Annotated in this window: 19 protein-coding genes; 6 read left to right on the top strand and 13 right to left on the bottom strand. The window is 66.2% G+C overall.

What is annotated here, in order from left to right; translation table 11 throughout:
• The gene (locus tag ACWIEX_RS24395) at positions 1-1,248 is read right to left on the bottom strand and encodes an MFS transporter (protein WP_454035499.1); all 1,248 of its coding nucleotides are present in this window, start codon (positions 1,246-1,248) and stop codon (positions 1-3) included.
• Between the two features lie 373 nt (positions 1,249-1,621).
• Between ACWIEX_RS24395 and ACWIEX_RS24390 the strand changes: the two genes are divergently transcribed.
• Positions 1,622-2,335 carry an orotate phosphoribosyltransferase gene (locus tag ACWIEX_RS24390; RefSeq protein ID WP_454035498.1) on the top strand — a complete coding sequence of 238 codons (714 nt, stop codon included), beginning with the start codon at positions 1,622-1,624 and terminating at the stop codon, positions 2,333-2,335.
• 4 nt (positions 2,336-2,339) lie between these two features.
• On the top strand, positions 2,340-2,978 hold the full coding sequence (locus ACWIEX_RS24385) for a TIGR00725 family protein (protein WP_454035497.1): 639 nt from the start codon (positions 2,340-2,342) through the stop codon (positions 2,976-2,978).
• A 12-nt stretch (positions 2,979-2,990) separates the two neighbouring features.
• Here ACWIEX_RS24385 and ACWIEX_RS24380 read toward each other — a convergent pair whose 3' ends face one another.
• A complete protein-coding gene (locus ACWIEX_RS24380) occupies positions 2,991-3,503 on the bottom strand; it encodes a MarR family winged helix-turn-helix transcriptional regulator (protein WP_454035496.1) in 513 nt (170 codons plus the stop codon).
• Between the two features lie 45 nt (positions 3,504-3,548).
• Here ACWIEX_RS24380 and ACWIEX_RS24375 point away from each other — a divergent pair, with 45 nt between their 5' ends.
• Complete coding sequence (locus ACWIEX_RS24375; RefSeq protein ID WP_454035495.1) at positions 3,549-4,439, top strand: alpha/beta fold hydrolase; 891 nt, start codon at positions 3,549-3,551, stop codon at positions 4,437-4,439.
• Between the two features lies 1 nt (position 4,440).
• On the opposite strand, the gene hemH is transcribed toward ACWIEX_RS24375, so the two are convergent.
• On the bottom strand, positions 4,441-5,505 hold the full coding sequence (gene hemH / locus ACWIEX_RS24370) for a ferrochelatase (protein ID WP_454035494.1): 1,065 nt from the start codon (positions 5,503-5,505) through the stop codon (positions 4,441-4,443).
• A gap of 183 nt (positions 5,506-5,688) precedes the next feature.
• Here hemH and ACWIEX_RS24365 point away from each other — a divergent pair, with 183 nt between their 5' ends.
• Both ACWIEX_RS24365 and ung read left to right on the top strand, forming a co-directional pair.
• The gene (locus ACWIEX_RS24365) at positions 5,689-7,209 is read left to right on the top strand and encodes a bifunctional metallophosphatase/5'-nucleotidase (RefSeq protein ID WP_454035493.1); all 1,521 of its coding nucleotides are present in this window, start codon (positions 5,689-5,691) and stop codon (positions 7,207-7,209) included.
• Positions 7,206-7,904: a uracil-DNA glycosylase gene (ung, locus tag ACWIEX_RS24360; protein ID WP_454035492.1), complete on the top strand. Its 699-nt coding sequence runs from the start codon at positions 7,206-7,208 to the stop codon at positions 7,902-7,904. The genes ACWIEX_RS24365 and ung overlap by 4 nt, the downstream gene beginning before the upstream one ends.
• Before the next feature lie 189 nt (positions 7,905-8,093).
• Here the strand turns inward: ung and ACWIEX_RS24355 are convergent, their stop codons facing one another.
• The 7 genes from ACWIEX_RS24355 to ACWIEX_RS24325 all read right to left on the bottom strand — a co-directional run bounded on the left by ACWIEX_RS24355 (position 8,094) and on the right by ACWIEX_RS24325 (position 16,803).
• Positions 8,094-9,326, bottom strand: coding sequence for a phenylacetate--CoA ligase family protein (locus ACWIEX_RS24355; protein WP_454035491.1), 1,233 nt, complete (start codon positions 9,324-9,326; stop codon positions 8,094-8,096).
• 44 nt (positions 9,327-9,370) lie between these two features.
• Positions 9,371-10,216, bottom strand: a complete 846-nt coding sequence (locus tag ACWIEX_RS24350; RefSeq protein ID WP_454035490.1) for an ABC transporter ATP-binding protein — start codon at positions 10,214-10,216, stop codon at positions 9,371-9,373.
• Between the two features lie 178 nt (positions 10,217-10,394).
• Positions 10,395-11,723 carry an ABC transporter substrate-binding protein gene (locus ACWIEX_RS24345; protein WP_454035489.1) on the bottom strand — a complete coding sequence of 443 codons (1,329 nt, stop codon included), beginning with the start codon at positions 11,721-11,723 and terminating at the stop codon, positions 10,395-10,397.
• 102 nt (positions 11,724-11,825) lie between these two features.
• Positions 11,826-12,905, bottom strand: coding sequence for a branched-chain amino acid ABC transporter permease (locus ACWIEX_RS24340; protein ID WP_454035488.1), 1,080 nt, complete (start codon positions 12,903-12,905; stop codon positions 11,826-11,828).
• Between the two features lie 13 nt (positions 12,906-12,918).
• Positions 12,919-13,833 (bottom strand): branched-chain amino acid ABC transporter permease, encoded by a 915-nt coding sequence (locus ACWIEX_RS24335; RefSeq protein ID WP_454035636.1) that lies wholly within the window; start codon positions 13,831-13,833, stop codon positions 12,919-12,921.
• A gap of 172 nt (positions 13,834-14,005) precedes the next feature.
• Positions 14,006-14,821 (bottom strand): ABC transporter ATP-binding protein, encoded by an 816-nt coding sequence (locus ACWIEX_RS24330; RefSeq protein ID WP_454035487.1) that lies wholly within the window; start codon positions 14,819-14,821, stop codon positions 14,006-14,008.
• Complete coding sequence (locus ACWIEX_RS24325) at positions 14,818-16,803, bottom strand: AMP-dependent synthetase/ligase (RefSeq protein ID WP_454035635.1); 1,986 nt, start codon at positions 16,801-16,803, stop codon at positions 14,818-14,820. Before ACWIEX_RS24325 ends, ACWIEX_RS24330 begins: the two co-directional genes overlap by 4 nt.
• Positions 16,804-17,074: 271 nt before the next feature.
• On the opposite strand from ACWIEX_RS24325, the gene ACWIEX_RS24320 reads away from it, so the two are divergent.
• The gene (locus tag ACWIEX_RS24320; RefSeq protein ID WP_454035486.1) at positions 17,075-17,473 is read left to right on the top strand and encodes a VOC family protein; all 399 of its coding nucleotides are present in this window, start codon (positions 17,075-17,077) and stop codon (positions 17,471-17,473) included.
• 89 nt (positions 17,474-17,562) lie between these two features.
• On the opposite strand, the gene ACWIEX_RS24315 is transcribed toward ACWIEX_RS24320, so the two are convergent.
• From ACWIEX_RS24315 to ACWIEX_RS24305, 3 genes are all read right to left on the bottom strand, one after another.
• Complete coding sequence (locus tag ACWIEX_RS24315) at positions 17,563-17,868, bottom strand: hypothetical protein (RefSeq protein WP_454035485.1); 306 nt, start codon at positions 17,866-17,868, stop codon at positions 17,563-17,565.
• Between the two features lie 81 nt (positions 17,869-17,949).
• Positions 17,950-18,156, bottom strand: coding sequence for a hypothetical protein (locus ACWIEX_RS24310; RefSeq protein WP_454035484.1), 207 nt, complete (start codon positions 18,154-18,156; stop codon positions 17,950-17,952).
• Between the two features lie 78 nt (positions 18,157-18,234).
• The gene (locus ACWIEX_RS24305; RefSeq protein ID WP_454035483.1) at positions 18,235-18,909 is read right to left on the bottom strand and encodes a Crp/Fnr family transcriptional regulator; all 675 of its coding nucleotides are present in this window, start codon (positions 18,907-18,909) and stop codon (positions 18,235-18,237) included.
• Positions 18,910-18,996: the final 87 nt, after the last annotated feature.

Below are 18,996 nucleotides of genomic sequence, written 5' to 3'. Positions count from 1 at the left end.
TCACGTCAGCTCTGCGCCGCGCTTCTCGGGGATGAGGAGCCACATGGCGAGGAGGTCGAGGATGTAGAGTGCGGCGAGCAGCGCGATGGCGGTCTGGAAGCCATAAGCCGCCGCGATCGCGCCGACGACGACCGGGCCGAAGCCGCCGACGCCGCGGCCGATGTTGAACAGCACGTTCTGGGCGGTGGCGCGGGCCGCGGTCGGGAAGAGCTCGCTGATCAGCGCGCCATAGCCGCCGAGCATGCCGTTGACGAAGAAGCCCATCACCGCGCCGGCGACGAGCAACTGCATTGGGTCGGTCAGGCGCGAATAGACCACGACCATCACGGCAGCGCCGATCATGTAGCCGAAGAAGGCCGGGCGCCGGCCGATCCGGTCGGCGATATGGCCGAAGGCGAAGATGCCGAGCGCCATGCCGGCGATGGTCACCGCCGTCCACACCGCCGACTGGGTGAGCTGGAAGCCGAACCGCGTCGCGAGATAGTTCGGCAGCCAGATCATCACGCCGTAATAGCCGAAGTTCTGGACCGAGCAGAGGATGACCATGCCGAGGCTGAGCTTGGTGGTCTCGCGGTCCTTGACCAGCAGGCGCAGCGCCGATTCCTTCGGCCGGTCCTTGGAGCGGGCGACGAAGACCTCGGGCTCGTGCAGGGAGTGGCGGATGAAATAGGCGGCAACCGCCGGCAGGATGCCGATGGCGAACATGCCGCGCCAGCCGATCGTGGGCAGCAGGATCGGGGTGGCGATGGCCGCGGCGAGCACGCCGACCTGCCAGCCGAGCCCGACATAGGAGGAGGCGCGCGCCCGCTTCGAGGCCGGCCAGGCCTCAGCGACGAGCGCCATGCCGATGCCGAACTCGCCGCCGAGACCCAGGCCCGCGATGGTGCGGTAGATCAGCAGGTCCCAGTAGCCCTGCGCCAAGGCGCACATGCCGGTGAAGACGGCGAAAAGGACGATGGTCCAGGTCAGCACGCGGACGCGCCCGATGCGGTCGGAGAGCATGCCGAAGCCGATGCCGCCGAGCACGGCGCCGACCAGCGTCGCGGTGACCAGCGACGCCGCCTGCGCCTGGCTGAGCTGCAGATCGGCCGAGATCGCCCGCAGCATGAAGCCGAGGATCAAGAGGTCGAACCCGTCCATCGCATAGCCGATCGCCGCACCCCACAAGGCCTTGCGCGCCTTGCCGTCGACCTCGGTCGGGCCGGAACCCTCGATCGAGCCCACGCTCGATGCCTCGATATCGCTCATGATGAAAGCCCCTTGTCTGCTCCGGCCAAGCCCAGCGGAGCGGCGATGCGGCATGGCGTCGCCCATATTCAGATCGTTTGGCATCTCATGCGGCCTGGGCCAGCGCAATGAGCGTCCGCATCCCAGCCTGTGGATGTCGTGGGAAACCCTGCCATGAGCGTTTTTCGGGAACGCCGGCGGCATCCTGCGGTGCGGCTGGCGGCTGGAGGGAGATGCAGCGGAACAGGGTTGCAGATCGCGGTGAAAATCGCTGGCCAGAGGGATTGACCTGCCGGGCCGAGGCGATCAGAAGAGGCCGTTTGCCAATTCGACCAGCCCTTGCGCCCTTGCCGTTCCCGGCGAGCGGCGTCGCTCAGCCCGGAGATACCGCGCCATGTCCCACCTGTTCACCCCCACCGACAGGACCGTGATCGCGCGCGAAGCGGCCAAGATGCTGCTCGAAATCAAGGCTGTGCACTTTTACAGCGACAAGCCCTTCTTCTTCACCTCGGGTTGGGCCAGCCCGGTCTATATCGACTGCCGCAAGATCATCTCCTATCCGCGCCTGCGCTCGACGCTGATCGATTTCGCGGCGACGACGATCGTGCGCGATATCGGCTACGAGTCGCTCGACATCATCGCCGGTGGCGAGACGGCGGGCATTCCCTTCGCCGCCTGGATCTCCGATCGGCTGTCGCTGCCGATGCAATATGTCCGCAAGAAGCCGAAGGGTTTTGGTCGCAATGCCCAGATCGAGGGCTCGGTCGTCGAGGGCGCGCGCACGCTGCTGGTCGAGGATCTCGCCACCGACGGCCGCAGCAAGGTCAATTTCGCCGAGGCGCTGCGCAATGCCGGCGCCGATGTGCAGCACTGCTTCGTGCTGTTCTATTACGACATCTTCCCGAAGAGCCGCGAGCTGATGGCCGAGATCGGCGTCAACCTGCATTATCTCACCACCTGGTGGGACGTGCTGGCCGTGGCCAAGGAGAGCGGCCATTTCGAGCCGCATATCCTGGCCGAGGTCGAGAGCTTCCTGAACGACCCGGCGAGCTGGTCGGCCAAGCATGGCGGCATCTCCGCTTTCGGTGAGGAGAAGAAGCCGGCCTGAGCCGATGCTTCGAGACCTGCAACTGCGACTTGATCGCGAGACCGGGCAACTGCTCGACGGGCGCGGCCGGATCTTCGATCCGGCGACCCGGCGCTGGAGCGAGGCGACGGAAACGGCAGGGCGGGGAGAACCCGTCTCTCCGGCCCGCGCCCTTCACTGGCTCCAGCGCGATAGCGGGACGCCGCTGCGGACGCCCGTCGCCGTGATCGGGACGCGCACGCCGAGCGCTGCGCAGGAAGCCGCCGCCGTTGCGATGGGGCGGCGGCTCGCGGAGCATGGCGTCACCGTCTTGTGCGGCGGCCGCGCCGGGGTGATGGAGGAGGTCTGCCGCGGCGTGGCGGAAGCCGGCGGCCTGTCGATCGGCCTTCTGCCCGATGACGAGCCGGAGGCGGCCAATCCTTACGTCACCGTTCCGCTTGCGACCGGCATCGGCGTCGCCCGCAATGCGTTGATCGCCCGGGCCGCCTGCTGCCTCGTCGCGATCGGCGGCGGTTACGGCACCTTGTCCGAGATCGCCTTCGCCTTGCAGTTCAAGCGCCCGGTCTTCCTGCTGGAAGGCGCCCCGACGGTGGATGGTGCGCAGGCCTGCACTGACGCGGACGCTGCGCTCGACGCGGTGGCGCGGGTGATCCTGGCGCTCTGAGCGCGTCGGGCCTTACGGCTTTTCGGGGCGGCTCGTTGCCGCGCCGCCACGCGCTTCGAGCGCCTTGCCGACACGGCGCATCGCCTCGCCGGCGGCGTTGCATTCTTCGTCGCTCAGCACCTGCATCATCGCCTCGATCTCGGCGACATGGACCGCCATCGCCTTGCGGGTCAGCGCCTCGCCCTCGCGCGTGAGCCAGAGGCGGCGCAGGCGCTTGTCGGCCTCGTCATTGCGGCGCTCGATCAGGCCGCGCTTCTCCAGTACGGGCAGCAGCATGCTCATCGCGCTGCGCCCGACCAGGAGCTTCTCGGCAAGCGCCTGCTGGGAGAGGCCGGGGACATGGAAGATATTGGCGAGCACGTCGTAATGAGCGAGCTGGATGTCGAGCGGCGCCAGGGCCTCTGTGAAGACCTTCTCCCAGAGGCTGTGCGCGCGGGCGACGGCGATCCAGTTGCGGAAACGCGGCAATTCCCAGGGCAGGACCTGCGCTTCAGGCGAAGCAGAAGGGGCTTGTATTTTGTTCATGGCTGAACATAATGGTTCAGTGCTGAACAAGATCGGGGCTTCGCCATGACCACTGCCACCCTTCGCTACATGCGCCCGCTGGTCCAGGCCGCGAGCTTCATAGCTCCGCGCACGACCGGCCGGCTGGCCTTCCGCCTCTTCTGTACCCCGCCGAGGCCGTCGACGCGAAACGGAAACGGCAAGATGGGGCAGCCGGCGCTGCCGCCGCGGCTGCGACAAGCGAGCTTGCGCGCGATACCGTTTCCGTGCGGGAGCGTGCAGGCCTATGTCTTCGAGCCTGAGGAGCGGGCGCCGACCCGGACGGTGCTGCTGGTCCATGGCTGGACCGGCGATGCGGCCTCGATGACGGGCTTCGTCGAGCCGCTCCTGACGGCGGGTTTCCGAGTGGTCGCCTTCGACCTGCCCGGCCATGGCGCCTCGACGGGGCGGGAACTCAATATTCCGCTCGGCGTCGCGAGCCTTGCGGCGGTCGCGCGGGTGTTCGGGCCATTCCACGCGATCGTCACCCATTCCTTCGGCGGCGCGATCACGCTGGCCGCACTGGCGGGCTCGGTCAGGGGACAGCCGGTGGTCAGCGCTGACCGGCTTGTGCTGATCTCGGCGCCGTCCTCGATCACCGGAATCACCCGGCAGTTCGGCCACGCGATCGGGCTTGGCCGGCGCGGGCAGGCGGCGCTGGAACGGCGCATCCATGTCGTGGCCGGCAATCCGGTCGAGGCTTTCGAGGCGCCGCTTCAGCTCAAGGCGATCGGGCTGCCGACGCTGGTGATCCACGACAGGCAGGATCGCGAACTCGGCTTCCAGCATGCGCAAGCGCTGGCGGAAACCGGCCCGTTCGTCCGGCTGGAAGCGACGGACGGGCTCGGCCATCGCCGCATCCTGAAGGCGCGGCCGGTGGCCGAGAGCGTGGCGCGCTTCGTCATCGGCGAGGGCTAATTCAGAGCCAGCCCATCAACTCGCGCTGCACGACTTCGGCGATGACGTCGATGCCTTCGCGGGAATCGTTCAGGCAGGGCAGATAGGCGAATGTCTCGCCGCCATTGTGCAGGAAGATCTCGCGGTTCTCGCCGTCGAGTTCTTCCAGCGTCTCCAGACAGTCGGCCGAGAAGCCGGGCGCGACGATCGCCATCGATTTCTTGCCGGCCTGGGCCAGCGCCTTCACCGTCTCGTCAGTATAGGGCTGGAGCCATTCGTCCGGCCCGAAGCGCGACTGGAAGGTCAGCGGGAACTGCTCCTCGGAGAGGCCGAGCTCGGCGCGCAGCAGGCGCCAGGTCTTGACGCACTGGCAGTAATAGGGGTCGCCCTTGAGCAGGTACTCCCTGGGCATGCCGTGGAAGGAGCAGAGGATGACCTCCGGCGCGAAATCGAGCTTCGCCAGCGAGGCGCGCATCGAGCGGGCAAGCGCGCCGATATAGACGGGGTCGTCGTGATAGGGCGGGGCGACGCGCACCGAAGGCTGCCAGCGCATCTGCATCAGCGCGCGAAAAGCCTGGTCGCAGGCGGTGGCCGAGGTCGGCGCAGCATATTGCGGATAGAGCGGTACCAGCAGGATGCGGTCGCAGCCCTGGTCGAGCAGCGCCTTCAAGCGGCTCTGCACATCGGGAAAACCGTAGCGCATCGCCCAGTCGAAGACGACGCGCTCGCCGGAAAGCGGCTTCAGGCGCTCGGCCAGCTGTTCGGTCTGCGAGCGGGTGATGGTCTTGAGCGGCCCCTCATTGCGCTCCTTGTTCCAGACCGAGGCGTAGTCCTTGCCCTTGCGGCCGGGCCGGGTCGACAGGATGATCAGGTTGAGGATCGGCCACCATTTCCAGCGGGGCTCCTCGATGACGCGGCGGTCGGAGAGGAACTCCTTGAGATAGGCGCGCATCGGCCAGTAGCCGGTGCCTTCGGGCGTGCCGAGATTCATCAGCAGAACGCCGATGCGTCCGTATTGCACCTTGGGATGGTCGGCGGGCTGGGAAGCGGCCTCGCTGGCCAGTCCCGTGGCGATGTCAGCAGTCATGAGCGCGGGCTCTCCTTGAACCCGTGGTTTAGACGAGTTCGCGCTTTCGTCCAGCCTCGAAACCCTCCGAAAGTCGAGGTGCGACATCGCTGCCATCGGCTTCCTATGGCGCGTCTTGCTCTGGCCAGCCCGGCTCTGTTCTTGCTAGTCTGGAGCGGTTCTCAGGACATAAGGGCGCTCGCCATGACGAAGCTCACCCGCCGCAAGGCTCTCGGCGTCCTGGCGGCGCCAGTGACGCTCGCCGCGACGGCTCCGGCGGCGATGGCCCAGCAGCCGGCGCCGAGCTTCACGCTGCTGCTGCTCAACGACATCTACAAGATGAGCGATGACAAGGGCCGCGGCGGCTTCGCCCGCGCCGCCGGCATCGCCAAGGCCGAACGCGCCAAGGGTGTGCCGGTGCTGTTCTGCCATGCCGGCGACTGCTACTCGCCCTCGCTGATGTCGGGCTTCGACCAGGGCGCGCATATCGTCGCGATGCAGAACAAGATGGGGATCGACGTCTTCGTGCCCGGCAACCACGAATTCGATTTCGGCAAGGAGAACTACCTCAAGCTGACGGCGGCGCAGACCTACCCGACCTTCGCCGCTAACCTGCGCGATGCGGCCGGCAGCATCCTGCCCCATCACAAGGATTCGCAGATCTTCGAGCTCGGCGGCATCAAGGTCGGCGTCATCGGCACGGCCTTCGACCCGACGCCGCAGGTCTCCTTCCCCGGCGACCTGAAATTCTCCTCGACCATGGAGGCGCTGCGCCGCGAGGCCAAGGTTTTGAAGGGCAAGGGCGCCGATATTCTCGTTGCGGTCGTCCATGCCGACCGGAAGACGGATTACGAGATCGTGCGCTCGCGCGTGGTCGATATCGTGCTCACCGGCCACGACCACGATCTCGCCATCGCCTATGACGGCAAGGTCGTGATGGTCGAGTCGAACGAGGAGGGCAATTACGTCACCGCGATCGACATCGCCGTCAGCGTCAAGGGCGAGGGCGCGGCGCGGCAGGTCTCGTGGACGCCGACCTTCCGCGTCAACGATTCCCGCGCAGCGACGCCGGACCCGGATGTCGCCGCCATCATCAAGGGCTATGAGGGTGAGCTTTCGAAGGAGCTCGACGTCGACATCGCGACGCTGGCCGCGCCGCTCGATTCCCGCACCGGCGTCATCCGCACCCAGGAGACCGCGATCGGAAACCTGATCGCCGATGCGATCCGCGCCGCGACCGGCGCCCAGCTCGCCATCACCAATGCCGGCGGCATCCGCGCCAACAAGCAATATGCCACCGGACAGAAGCTGACCCGCCGCGACGTGCTGAGCGAGCTGCCCTTCGGAAACGCCACCGTGATGGTCGAGATCACCGGCAAGGACGTGAAGGACGCGATCGAGAACGGCTTGCGCGATGCGCCGCAGGGCGCCGGCCGCTTCCCGGTGGTGTCCGGCCTGACATTCGAGGCCGATCTCAAGCAGCCGCAGGGTTCGCGCGTCGGTGCCGTCACGGTCGACGGCAAGCCGATCGATCCGGCCGGCAAATACACCGTCGCCTCCAATAACTTCATGCTGGAGGGCGGCGACGGCTACACGGCGCTGAGCCGTGGCAGGACGCTGATCGGCCTCACCGACGGCAAGTTGATGGCCAACGAAGTGATGGTCTATGTCCGCAAGCTCGGCACGGTCGATGCCAGGGTCGAAGGCCGGGCGGTCCTGAAGTGAGTTGCAGCGAGGCGCTCGCAGCCTTCCTGGCGAGCGAGGGGGCACGAGGCTGGCGCGAGCTGCCGGTCTTCGCGGCCGATGGGGCTGCCGCGCGCGCCTGCGCCGCGGTCGATGCCGAGCGGGCGGCCGGGCATGTGGTGGCCCCAGTGCCGGAGCGGGTCTTCGCCGCGCTGGCGCTGACGCCGCTCGATACGGTCCGGGCCGTCATCCTGGGCCAAGACCCCTATCCGACGCCGGGCCATGCCAATGGGCTCGCCTTCTCCTATGTCGGACCGCCGCCGCTGCCGCGCTCGCTCGTCAATATCTACAAGGAGCGGGCGGAGGATCTGGGAGAGCCCGCGCCCTCGGACGGTGACCTGACGCGCTGGGCGAAGCAGGGCGTCTTGCTGCTCAACACGGCGTTGACAGTGCGCGAGGGAGCGAGCAAGGCCGGCTCGCATCTCTCGCTCGGCTGGGGCGCGGTAACGGACGCGGTGATCGCGGCGGTTTCACGCCAGCGGCCGCATGTCGCCTTCCTGCTCTGGGGCGCTCCGGCGCAAACGAAACGGCCCCTGATCGACGAGAGCCGGCATCTGGTCATCGCCAGCGCCCATCCCTCGCCCTTGTCGGCCCGGCGAGGCTTCTTCGGCTCGAAGCCGTTCAGCCGGGCCAATGCGTGGCTGGACGAGCATGGGGAGAACCCGATCGCATGGTGAAGAAGGCGCAGGGAACCCTCTCCCGGAGGGAGAGGGCAGGGTGAGGGGTAGGCCCTTGGACACCCGTAGCTGTGATCTAACCGCTGCTGCTGCGGTCAGGGCGAGCGAAACCGTCCAACGGCCGACACCTCACCCCTACCCCTCTCCTTACAGGAGAGGGGATCCCGCGCTTCTTTCAGGACGACGCGTCTATCCCACCGGCCGTTCGTCGGCGATGACCTTGCCGTCGTTCGGCAAGGCGCCGAGCGGCAGGATCTCGACTGCTCCCTTCAGCTTCGTCACCTGCTGCAAGGTCGAGGAGACCGCGTCGATCAGGCCAGCGGCCTCGGCGTAGATCTCGGCCTTCAAGGTCATGGTGTCGGTCTCGTTGGCGCGGCCGACGACGAGGCGGAGTTTTGCGATCTCGGCGTGGCGCCTGGCGATCTCGGCGACCTGTTCGGGCCGCACGAACATGCCCTTGATCTTGGCGGTCTGGTCGGCGCGGCCCATCCAGCCCTTGATCCGGGTGTTGCTGCGACCGCAGGCGCTCGTGCCCGGCAGGATGGCGGTGAGATCGCCGACCGCGAGCCTGATCTGGGGATGATGCGGGTCGAGATTGGTGATCACGACCTCGCCGACCTCGCCCTCGGGGACGGGATCGCCAGTGCCCGGCCGGACGATCTCGACGATCAGGTTCTCATTCAGCACCATGCCCTCACGGGCCGCGGTCTCATAGGCGATGACGCCGACATCGGCGGTGGCATAGAGCTGGTAGGCATCGATGCCGCGCTCCTTGACCCAGGCTTGCAGCGAGGGCGGGAAGGCGGCGCCGGAGACGACAGCGCGCTTGATCGAGGAGATGTCGACGCCACGCGTCTGCGCCGCCTCGATCAGGATCTTGAGGAAATCGGGCGTGCCGGCATAGGCGCTCGGGCGGTAGGCGGAGATCACCTCCATCTGCTGCTCGGTATTGCCGGGACCTGCCGGGATCACGGTGCAGCCGAGCGCGCGTGCGGCGGAATCCATGATGAAACCGCCAGGCGTCAGGTGATAGCTCAGCGTGTTCAGGACGATATCGCCCGGCCGGAAGCCGGCGGCGTAGAGGCCGCGCGCGGCGCCCCAGGGGTCGATCGCGGTGCCCTCGGGCTCGAAGATCGGGCCGGGCGAGGTGAAGAGGCGGCCGAAGGAGCCGGGCGCCTCCGCGACGAAGCCGCCGAAGGGTAGGGCCGCCTTCTGCAGGGCGGGCAGCTCCGCCTTGCGCAGGATCGGCAGCCCGGCCAGCGCCTTGCGATCGGTGATCGCGGCGGGATCGATGCCGGTGAGCCGCTCGGCATAGGCCGGGGCTCTCATAGCGGCCGCCAGCACCGCCGGCAGGCGGGCGAAGAGATCGGCCTCGCGCGCGGCAGGCGAGCGGGTTTCGAGCGCGTCGTGGTGCTCTGTCATGGCGGGGTCTCGTCTATCGGGGTGCGGTGCCGGATCGCGTGAGGTCACGACAGCCAGCGCTTGCGGCGCTTGTAGCTCTTCACCTCGCGGAAGGACTTCTTGTTGCCCTCGGCGACGCCGAGGTAGAATTCCTTCACGTCCTCGTTCTCGCGCAGCATCTTCGCCTCGCCGTCCATGACGACGCGGCCGGTCTCCATGATGTAGCCGTAGGTCGCGTAGCGCAGCGCCATGTTGGTGTTCTGCTCGGCGACGAGGAAAGACACACCCTCGTCGGCGTTGAGCCCCCGGACGATCTCGAAGATCTCCTCGACGATCTGCGGGGCGAGGCCCATCGAGGGCTCGTCGAGCAGGATCATCTTGGGGTTCGACATCATCGCCCGGCCGATGGCGCACATCTGCTGCTCGCCGCCGGAGGTGTAGCCGGCCTGCGATGAGCGCCGCTGTTTCAGGCGCGGGAACAAGGTGTAGATCTTCTCGAGGTCGCGCTTGATCGCGGCATTGCCGTCGCGGCGGGTGAAGGCGCCGGTCAGCAGGTTCTCCTCGATCGAGAGATGGCCGAAGCAGTGCCGGCCTTCCATGACCTGGATGCAGCCGCGTCGGACGAGCTCGTTCGGCGACATCCTGTCGACGCGCTCGCCGTCGAAGACGATCGAGCCCTTGGTGACCTCGCCGCGCTCGGCCTTGAGCAGGTTGGAGATCGCCTTCAGCGTCGTGGTCTTGCCGGCGCCGTTGGCACCGAGGATCGCGACGATGCCCTGGCGCGGCACGGTGAGCGAGACGCCCTTCAGCACCAGCACGACATGGTCGTAGATGACCTCGATATTGTTGAGCGACAGGATGGTGTCGCTCGCGGTCGTTGCTGTTGGCTTTTCGAGGGTGGCGGTCGACATCTCACGCTCCTTCCTTCTCCCCTCGGGGGAGAAGGTGGCCCGGCGTCAGCCGGGTCGGATGAGGGAAATGACGGATGAGAGCTGAGCAGGTCTGCCCTCATCCGTCTGCTTCGCAGACACCTTCTCCCCCGAGGGGAGAAGGAAGAGCGGCGGGGAGCCGCCGCCGGCTGCCGTCAGATCAAGACGACTTTTCGCAGGGCTCGGTGCGCTTGGGCCAGTTGCCAGCCTTCTCGATATAGTCCTTGGCGTTGGCCTCGATCAGCGGCCGCACCTCGTCCTTCAGAGGCTCGACCCAATCGCCCTTCTTGGTCCACTTGGTGCCGTCCCACTCGGAGACGAACATCTTGCTGTGGCCGGAATGGTCGGTGCAGGAGATCGTGGTCGGCGTGACGAAGCCGCCAAGCCCGATCTCCTTGAGGCGCGCTTCGGTGAGATTGAGCGATTCCAGGCCGCGGCGCATGTCCTCGGAGGTGATCACCTTCTTGCCGGTCAGCTTCTGCGCGTTGCGCACGGCCTCGACGACGAGCATCGCGTTGTAGACGCCGCGATTGTAGAGGGCTTCGCCGACCTTCTCCTTCGGCGTCGTGCTCTTGCCCTTGTCGACCACGTATTTGAGGATGTCCTGCATGGCGGGCGCCTCGGTGCCGGCGAGCGTCCAGCTCAGCGACTTGTAACCCTTGGCCTGGTCGCCGCCGGCGCGGGCGTCGTCATCGCCACCGGCCCACCAGACGCCGACCAGCTTGCCGATCGGGAAGTTGTTCTTGATCGCTTCCTTGACCGCGGTCGGGTTCATCGCGCCCCAGCCCTGGTTATAGATGAAGTCCGGCCGGTCGCGGCGGATCGAGAGCCAGAGCGAGCCCTGGTTCTGCATGTCGGCTGCGGCCACCGGATAGAGCTTGAGCTCGAAGCCGTATTTCTTGGCGAGGTTCTCGAGGACCGGGATCGGCTCCTTGCCGAAGGGCGCGTCGAGATGGACGAGGCCGAGCTTCTTGCCCTTGAGCTTGTCCATGCCGCCGAGCTCGGCCGCCATGTGCTTCACCATGACGGAGGCGCCGTCCCAATAGGTGAAGGGCGGGATGAAGACCCAGGGGAAGTTCGTGCCGTCAGCCGAGGAGGACAGGCCGTAGGCCATCGACAAGATCGGGATCTTGTCGACATGAGCGCGCGGGATCGCGGCCAGCGTCGCGCCGGTCGACCAAGGCGAGTAGACGATGGTGTTCTTCGACTTGGCCTGCTCGTAGCACTCGATCGACTTCTTGGTGTCGTAGCCGGTCTCGCATTCCTCGTAGATGACCTTGACGCCGTTCACGCCGCCGTCGCGCTCGTTGATCATCGTGATGTAGTCGCGCATGCCGTCGCCGATCGGGATGCCCGAGCCCGAGAACGGGCCGGTGCGATAGGCGTTGTTGGCGAAATAGACGCTGTCCTGCGCCATCGCCGGGGCAAGCGCGCCGGCAGCGAACAGGGCTCCGAGCGCGGCACCCTTCAACAGATTGCTGGTCTTCATGGACTTCCTCCGTTCGTTTCCTCCGGGCCGGTTCCAGCCGGTCCCGTCTTGTTTTCGCCGGCGCTTCTGTCGTGCCGGTCGTTTCTTGGACTCTCTCCCGCCTCAGTACGGGAAGGGCCACGTCCGCAATTTCTGCTTCCCGATCTGCCAGAGCCTGGCGAGGCCGTGCGGCTCGACGATCAGGAAGATGATGATCAGCGCGCCGACCAGCATGAAGGTGACATGTTCGGCCGCCGCACCCTGGATCGGGACGCCGAGCGCCGGCAGGCCGAATTTCAGCGCCGTCGGCAGGATCGACAGAAAGGCCGCGCCGAAGAAGGAGCCGATGAGCGAGCCGAGGCCGCCGATGATGACCATGAACAGGATGTTGAAGGACAGGCGGATCGAGAACACGTCCGCCGCCTCGCCGCCGCCGTACCAGAGGAAGATCATCATCGCGCCGGCGACGCCGCAGAAATACGAGGAGACGGCGAAGGCGGCGAGCTTGGCGTTGAGCAGCTTGATGCCCATCAGCTCGGCGGCGATGTCCATGTCGCGAACCGCCATCCAGGAGCGGCCGAGCTTGCCGTGGACGATGTTGGAGGCGAACCAGGTCAGCACCACGACGAGGCCGAGGCAGACGAAATAGCGGGTCTCCGGGGTCGCGGACGCGCCTGTCAGGGGAATGTCGAAGAGGGTGCGCTGCGGCACCTCGATCGCGCCCGAGGCGTTGTAATTGAACAGCCAGGGCACGCGCACGAAGGCCCATTGCAGGAAGAACTGCGCGGCGAGCGTCGCGACCGCCAGATAGAAGCCCTTGATGCGCAGCGAGGGCAGGCCGAAAAGCACGCCGATGCCGGCCGAGAACAGGCCCGAGACCAGGATCAGGACGATGATGTTCACGCCCGGGAAGATCGTGGTGAGCTTGTAGCAGCTATAGGCGCCGACACCCATGAAGGCGGCGGTGCCGAGCGAGATCAGCCCGGTATAGCCGGTGAGGATGTTGAGCCCGATCGCCGCCAGCGAGAAGATCAGGAACGGGATCATCACCGAGGCGATGAAGAAGTCGCTGCCCAGGAAGGGGATCGCGACCAGCGCGATCGCCAGGATGACGGCGATGCCGATCCGGTCTTCCTTGAGCGGGAAGACCGCCATATCGCTGGAATAGCTGGATTTGTATTGGCCGGCCTCGCGGTAGAGCATGTCGTCCGGCTCCTCAGATACGTTCGATGATCTTGTCGCCGAACAGGCCCTGCGGCCGGAACAGCAGGAAGCCCAGGGCGATGAAATAGGCGAGCCAGCTCTCGATGCCGCCGCCGATCAGCGGGCCCCAGTAGAACTCGCCGAGCTTCTCGCCGATGCCGATGATCAGGCCGCCGACGATGGCGCCGGGGATCGAGGTGAAGCCGCCGAGGATCAGCACCGGCAGGGCCTTCAGCGCCACGATTTCCAGTGCGAAGGAGACGTCCGAGCGGGCGCCCCACATGATGCCGGTGATCAGCGCGACGATGCCGGCGGTGAACCAGACGATGACCCAGATCTGGTTGAGCGAGATGCCGACCGAAAGCGCCGCCTTGTGGCTGTCGGCCACGGCGCGGAGCGCCCTTCCGATGCGGGTGTACTGGAAGAAGACAGCGAGCGCCGCGATCATCAGCGAGGCGATGAGCGCCGCGGCGATGTCGATCTTCTGCAGCGAGACCAGCCCGCCGAGGATCTGCAGGTCGATCGCGCCCTTCGGCAGATAGAGCTGCTCGGCGATCATCTGCTTGGGACTGCCGCCGAAGAGCGATTCACCGAAGCCGATCAGGAAATAGGTGATGCCGAAGGTCGCCATGAACAGGATGATGTCGGGCTGGTTGACCAGCGGGCGCAGCACCACGCGCTCGATCGTGACCGCGAGCGCGAACATCACGCCGAGCGTCAGGATGACCGCGAGGAAGGCCGGCACGCCCTTCTCATAGAGGCCGACCAGCGTCAGCGCGGCGAACACCACCATGATGCCCTGGGCGAAATTGAACACGCCCGAAGCCTTGAAGATCAGCACGAAGCCGAGCGCGATCAGGGCGTAGAGCACGCCGGAGACGAGCCCTTCCCAGACCGTCTGCACCAGCAGGTCCGGCGCCTGGACCATCTGCTGGAACGGGTCGACGAAGATCGCATAGAGCGTGTTGGTGGAATCGAGCCGGACGCCGATCGCGAGTGCCGCAATGACGGCGGCGACGATCAAGCCCGCTTTGACCAACGGGTTGGCCAGAAGGTTCGGGGCGGGGCGGGTGGCGATGTCGCTCATATGTCCACGCTCCTCAATGGGCCACGCCGAGATAGGCGTCGATGACCGCCTGGTCGGCCTTGACCTCTTCAGGCGTGCCGTCGGCGATCTTGCGGCCGTATTCGAGCACGACGACGCGGTCGGAGAGGTCCATCACCACCCCCATATCGTGCTCGATCAACGCAATGGTGGTGCCGAACTGGTTGTTCACGTCGAGGATGAAGCGGCACATGTCCTCCTTCTCCTCCAGGTTCATGCCGGCCATCGGCTCGTCGAGCAGGAGCAGCTCCGGCTCCATCGCGAGCGCGCGGCCAAGCTCGACGCGCTTCTGCAGGCCGTAGGGCAGTTTGCCGACAGGCAGCTTGCGGATGTGCTCGATCTGCAGGAAGTCGATGATGTCCTCGACGACGCGGCGATGCGCGATCTCCTCCTGCATTGCCGGGCCATGACGCAGGGCTTGCCAGAAGAAACCCTTCTTCATCTTGAGCGTGCGGCCGGTCATGATGTTGTCGAGCGTCGACATGCCCTTGAACAGGGCGACGTTCTGGAAGGTGCGGGCGATGCCGCCGGCAGCCGCGCGATGCGGGCGCATCTTGGCGCGGCGCTCCCCCTTGAAGACGATCTGGCCTTCCTGCGGCTGGTAGAAGCCGTTGATGCAGTTCAGCATCGAGGTCTTGCCGGCGCCGTTGGGGCCGATGATGGCGCGAATCTCGCCCTTGCGGATGTCGAAGGAGACGTCGCTGATCGCCTTCACCCCGCCGAAGCGCAGCGAGATGTTCTCGACCGAGAGCAGGACCTCGCCTTTGTCGCGGACGGGCACGCCGGTCACGTTGATCGGTTCCGCGTTCATGCCGCCTTCGCCGCGGTCGGCGCCCCCTCGACCGTGACGGGATAGAGCCTGGCGTCGCGCACCTTGACGCGGGCCGAGATCACGCCCTTGCGGCCGTCCTCGAAGGTGACTTCGGTGGAGATGTCGGCGGCGTCCGAGCCGTCATAAAGCGCGGTGACCAGCGGGGCGTAACGCTCGGCGATGAAGCCGCGGCGGACCTTCTGGGTGCGGGTGAGCTCGCCGTCGTCGGCATCGAGCTCCTTGTGCAGGATCAGGAAGCGCTTGATCTGGGCGCCGCCCATCATCGGCTCGGAGGCGAGCGAGCGGTTCACCTCGTCGACATGCTTGGCGATCATGTCGTAGACGAGATCGTGGCCGGCGAGCTCCTGATAGGAGGCATAGACCACATTGTTGCGCTCGGCCCAGTTGCCGACGGCGATGAGGTCGATATTGAGCGCGACGGTCGCGTAGTCGCGGCCCTGGCCGAAAGCCACGACCTCCTTGATGTTGGGATAGAATTTCAGCTTGTTCTCGATGTATTTCGGCGGGAAGAGATCGCCGCTGTTGAGCTTTCCGACATCCTTGGCGCGGTCGATGATCTTGAGATGGCCGCCGTCGTCGAAGAAGCCGGCATCGCCGGAGCGGACATAGCCGTCGGTGGTCATCGTCTCCGCGGTCTTGTCGGGGTCCTTGTAATAGCCGCCGAAGATCGAGGGCGAGCGGTAGAGCACTTCGCCATTGTCGTCGATGCGGATATCGACCATCGGCGCGGGCTTGCCGACGGTGTCGGCCTTGATCTCGCCGTTGGGCTGCATGGTGATGTAGACCCCGGCCTCGGTCTGGCCGTAGAGCTGCTTCAGGTTGATGCCGATCGAGCGGTAGAAGCGGAAGAGTTCGGGGCCGATCGCCTCGCCGGCGGTGTAGCCGACCTTGATATTGGTCAGGCCGAAGCGGTTGCGCAGCGGGCCGTAGACCAGCATGTCGCCGAGCCTGTAGAGCAGGCGGCCCTTCAGCGGCACGCTCTCGCCGTTCAGGATCTGCTCGCCATAGCGTTTCGCGACATCCAGGAAATAGTGGAACATCTTCCGCTTCAGGGCGCCGGCATCCTCCATGCGCACCATGGTCACGGTCAGCATGTTCTCGAAGACGCGCGGCGGGGCGAAGGCATAGGTGGTGCCGACTTCGCGGCGATCGTCGATCACCGTGTCCGGGCTTTCCGGGCAATTGACGCAGAAGCCCGCCAGCATCGCCTGCGCGTAGGAAAAGACGTGGTCGCCGACCCAGGCGATCGGCAGATAGGCGATGACCTCGTCGGTCTCGTTCAGCCCGTCGAAGCCACAGCCGATCTCGGCGGCGATGAGGACGTTGAAATGGCTGAGCATCACGCCCTTGGGCCGTCCGGTCGTCCCGGAGGTGTAGAGGATGATGCCGAGATCGGAGCCTTGTCCCTGTTCCATCTCGCGGGCCAGTGCGGCCTCGATCTGCGGGTCCTTCAGCGCCTTGGCGCCGGCCGCGATCACCGTCTCGATGGCGTGGAGCTTGCTGTGGTCGTAGTCGCGCAGGCCCCGGGGCTCGTCGTAGAGCATGTGCCTGAGATGCGGCAGGCGCTCGGTGATCGAGAGCAGCTTGTCGACCTGCTCCTGGTCCTGCACCACGGCGATGACCGCCTCGGCATGGTCGAGGACATAGGCCATCTCCTCGGCGACGCCGTCGGCATAGACAGGGACGGGAATCGCGCCGAGCCACTGCGCCGCGCACATCGACCAGTAGAGCTTCGGCCGGTTCTGGCCGATGATCGCGACCTTCTCGCCGCGCTTCAGGCCGAGCTGCCGCAAGCCCTCGGCGAAATCGCGGACATGGGTCGCGACCTCGGCCCAGTTCCAGGACTGCCAGATGCCCAGGTCCTTGTGGCGGAAGGCCACGCGCGAGGCGCGCTCCCTTGCATTGCGCAACAGCAATTTCGGAAAGGTATCCGCCTCGCCGGCGGTGCCGCTTGCCACGATTGCGTTCTCCCTGTCGAGCCGCCATGCGTCGTGGCGACTTCCGCGGGCCGGTTTCCGGCCTCGTTCTCATGCAAGACTTGCAGGCGGCCATCATCCTTGCAAGGACCCGCTTGACAGACAATTCGCCTTTTGGTGACTATTGTCCCGCCGAAGTCTGCTTCTCACACAGATGTGTTAGATGGTTTTTCTGCTTCGGCCCTGATTTTCCTCACGAATTCGGCAGATTGAATCGGCGGGCGGAACCGTGCCTGCGGCGATGGCGGACCGACACATGCTTCATCATCTGTCTTTCGGCGTTACCGATATCGAGCGTGCCTGCGCCTTCTACGACGCGGTGCTGGCGCCGCTCGGCTATGTCAGGGTCTGGCAGGATCTGCGGCCGGGCGAAACCGGGCAGGCGGTCGGCTACGGCCAGCCGGGCGGCGGCGACAAGCTTACTCTGAAGCACAGGCCGGAGGGGCAGAGGCCCCCTGGGCCGGGCTTCCATCTCGCCTTCGCGGCGCCGGATCGCGGCGCGGTCGATCGGTTCTACGAGGCGGCGCTTCGACATGGCGGGCGCGACAATGGCGCGCCGGGCCTGCGCGCGCATTACGGGCCGCATTACTACGCGGCCTTCGTGGTCGACCCGGCCGGCCATGCGATCGAGGCTGTGTTCAACGCGCCGGTTTAGCCGTCGCTGCCGTGACTGAAACCTCCATTGGAGATGCAGAGCGGCCCACCATTCGGGGGATGGTGGGCTTCTGAACCGTGCGGCGCTCGTCAGAAGCGCTCGTAGTGATGACGCCGATAGCCATGAGCCGGTGCCCAGGGCGGCGGGCCACCGTGGCGACGGCCATACCCATAGCCACGGTCATAGTCGCGGCCGTAGCGATGACGGCCATACCGGTCCTGCCGCTCCATGTTGCGCTCGATTTCCCACATCCGGTGTTCGCGGTTGTGGCGGGTGTATTCGGCGGGCAGGCGATCGAGAGCCTCGGCCTGCGGGAGCGTCAGGGGCGCGGCTGCGGCCGGTGTTGCGGCGATCGCAGCGAGAGCAAGGCCAGCGACTACGAGAATTCCACGCATGGTCGTCTCCTTCTCTTTCGACGCGCTTCATCAAAGCAGGTCCCGGCGCAATGTTACCTGAACGCCGGTGTTGGCTGCCGTTCAGATATGACGGCGCTGCTGCGCGGGCGAACGCTCCGATGCCGGGCCGGAATTCCGGCGGTCGGCGCGGACTTTCACCGGCTGGCAGGCATAGAACGGATCGAACCAAATGCCCCAGAGCCGGCGGGCGATATCGGATTGTGCGGCGGTAAACGCGACGATCTGCTCGTTGACCCGTTTCGTGAATAGGTCGAGGAGGCCAAACATGGTGGCATTTCCTTTCTCAGCCATGGCTGTTCGAGGAAGGGAACGCGCGAGAGGCGATTTGGTGCCGTCGCACCGTACTCAACCTTCGTAGCGGGCGAGCCGGTCGAGGTCGCGGATGGTGACGCTGCCATGGCCGAGCTCGATCAGGCCGAGATCGGCGAGCTTCGCCAGCCCCTGATTGGCCATCTGCCGGGAAATGCCGGCGAGCATGCCGAGCTCCTCCTGCGAGATCGCCAGCGTGCGGCCGAGATCGGGGTAGAGGATCGGGTTGAACAGCCAGGCGAGGTTGCGGGCGAGGCGGCCGGTCGAATCGAGCGTTCGCTCGGTCTCGGCCAGCGAGATGAACTGGGCGAGGCGCTCGTTGAACTGGTGGACGAGGAAGCGGTTGAACGCGGCCGAATGCTCGAACAGCCAGAGGAAGGTCGAGCGCCGCATCAGGGCGATCCGGGATTCGCGCAGTGCTACCAGCTCGTAGCGTCGCGGCTCGGCTTTGATCACGGTGCCCTCGCCGAACCAGGCGCCGGAGCGCATGCCGGCGAGCGTCGCGGATTTCCCGGTCTTCGAGGTCGTCGCCATCTTGACCAGCCCGTCGGCGACGCCGGTCCAGGATTCCAGCCGGTCGCCGACATGGCAGATCGAGGCGCCCTTGCCGTAGCTCTTGAAGGAGATGCCGCGTCGCGCCTCCTCGAATTCGCCCTCCGACAGGTCGCGGGACCAGGAGGCGATGGCACGCAGTTCCTCGGGGGTGATCAAGGTGGCGGTTATCCGGGCAATGGTGCGGTTCGCGCAGTATGGGCTGCGACGGGGGCTGGGCTCAAGTTGAACCAAAGAGGCGCCCGT

This window comes from Allobosea sp. NPDC055353, assembly GCF_053644975.1.
This window is presented reverse-complemented; position numbering and strand designations above follow the sequence as displayed.

What these genes read in the sequence shown, in the direction of transcription:
- ACWIEX_RS24310 (WP_454035484.1), bottom strand. Translation starts at nt 18,156, where the DNA reads ATGTTTGGCCTCCTCGACCTATTCACGAAACGGGTCAACGAGCAGATC.
- hemH (WP_454035494.1), bottom strand. Translation starts at nt 5,505, where the DNA reads ATGACTGCTGACATCGCCACGGGACTGGCCAGCGAGGCCGCTTCCCAG.
- ACWIEX_RS24380 (WP_454035496.1), bottom strand. Translation starts at nt 3,503, where the DNA reads ATGAACAAAATACAAGCCCCTTCTGCTTCGCCTGAAGCGCAGGTCCTG.
- ACWIEX_RS24350 (WP_454035490.1), bottom strand. Translation starts at nt 10,216, where the DNA reads ATGTCGACCGCCACCCTCGAAAAGCCAACAGCAACGACCGCGAGCGAC.
- ACWIEX_RS24340 (WP_454035488.1), bottom strand. Translation starts at nt 12,905, where the DNA reads ATGCTCTACCGCGAGGCCGGCCAATACAAATCCAGCTATTCCAGCGAT.
- ACWIEX_RS24330 (WP_454035487.1), bottom strand. Translation starts at nt 14,821, where the DNA reads ATGAACGCGGAACCGATCAACGTGACCGGCGTGCCCGTCCGCGACAAA.
- ACWIEX_RS24390 (WP_454035498.1), top strand. Translation starts at nt 1,622, where the DNA reads ATGTCCCACCTGTTCACCCCCACCGACAGGACCGTGATCGCGCGCGAA.
- ACWIEX_RS24375 (WP_454035495.1), top strand. Translation starts at nt 3,549, where the DNA reads ATGACCACTGCCACCCTTCGCTACATGCGCCCGCTGGTCCAGGCCGCG.
- ACWIEX_RS24345 (WP_454035489.1), bottom strand. Translation starts at nt 11,723, where the DNA reads ATGAAGACCAGCAATCTGTTGAAGGGTGCCGCGCTCGGAGCCCTGTTC.
- ACWIEX_RS24315 (WP_454035485.1), bottom strand. Translation starts at nt 17,868, where the DNA reads ATGCGTGGAATTCTCGTAGTCGCTGGCCTTGCTCTCGCTGCGATCGCC.
- ACWIEX_RS24365 (WP_454035493.1), top strand. Translation starts at nt 5,689, where the DNA reads ATGACGAAGCTCACCCGCCGCAAGGCTCTCGGCGTCCTGGCGGCGCCA.
- ACWIEX_RS24385 (WP_454035497.1), top strand. Translation starts at nt 2,340, where the DNA reads ATGCTTCGAGACCTGCAACTGCGACTTGATCGCGAGACCGGGCAACTG.
- ACWIEX_RS24335 (WP_454035636.1), bottom strand. Translation starts at nt 13,833, where the DNA reads ATGGTCCAGGCGCCGGACCTGCTGGTGCAGACGGTCTGGGAAGGGCTC.
- ACWIEX_RS24395 (WP_454035499.1), bottom strand. Translation starts at nt 1,248, where the DNA reads ATGAGCGATATCGAGGCATCGAGCGTGGGCTCGATCGAGGGTTCCGGC.
- ACWIEX_RS24320 (WP_454035486.1), top strand. Translation starts at nt 17,075, where the DNA reads ATGCTTCATCATCTGTCTTTCGGCGTTACCGATATCGAGCGTGCCTGC.
- ACWIEX_RS24355 (WP_454035491.1), bottom strand. Translation starts at nt 9,326, where the DNA reads ATGACAGAGCACCACGACGCGCTCGAAACCCGCTCGCCTGCCGCGCGC.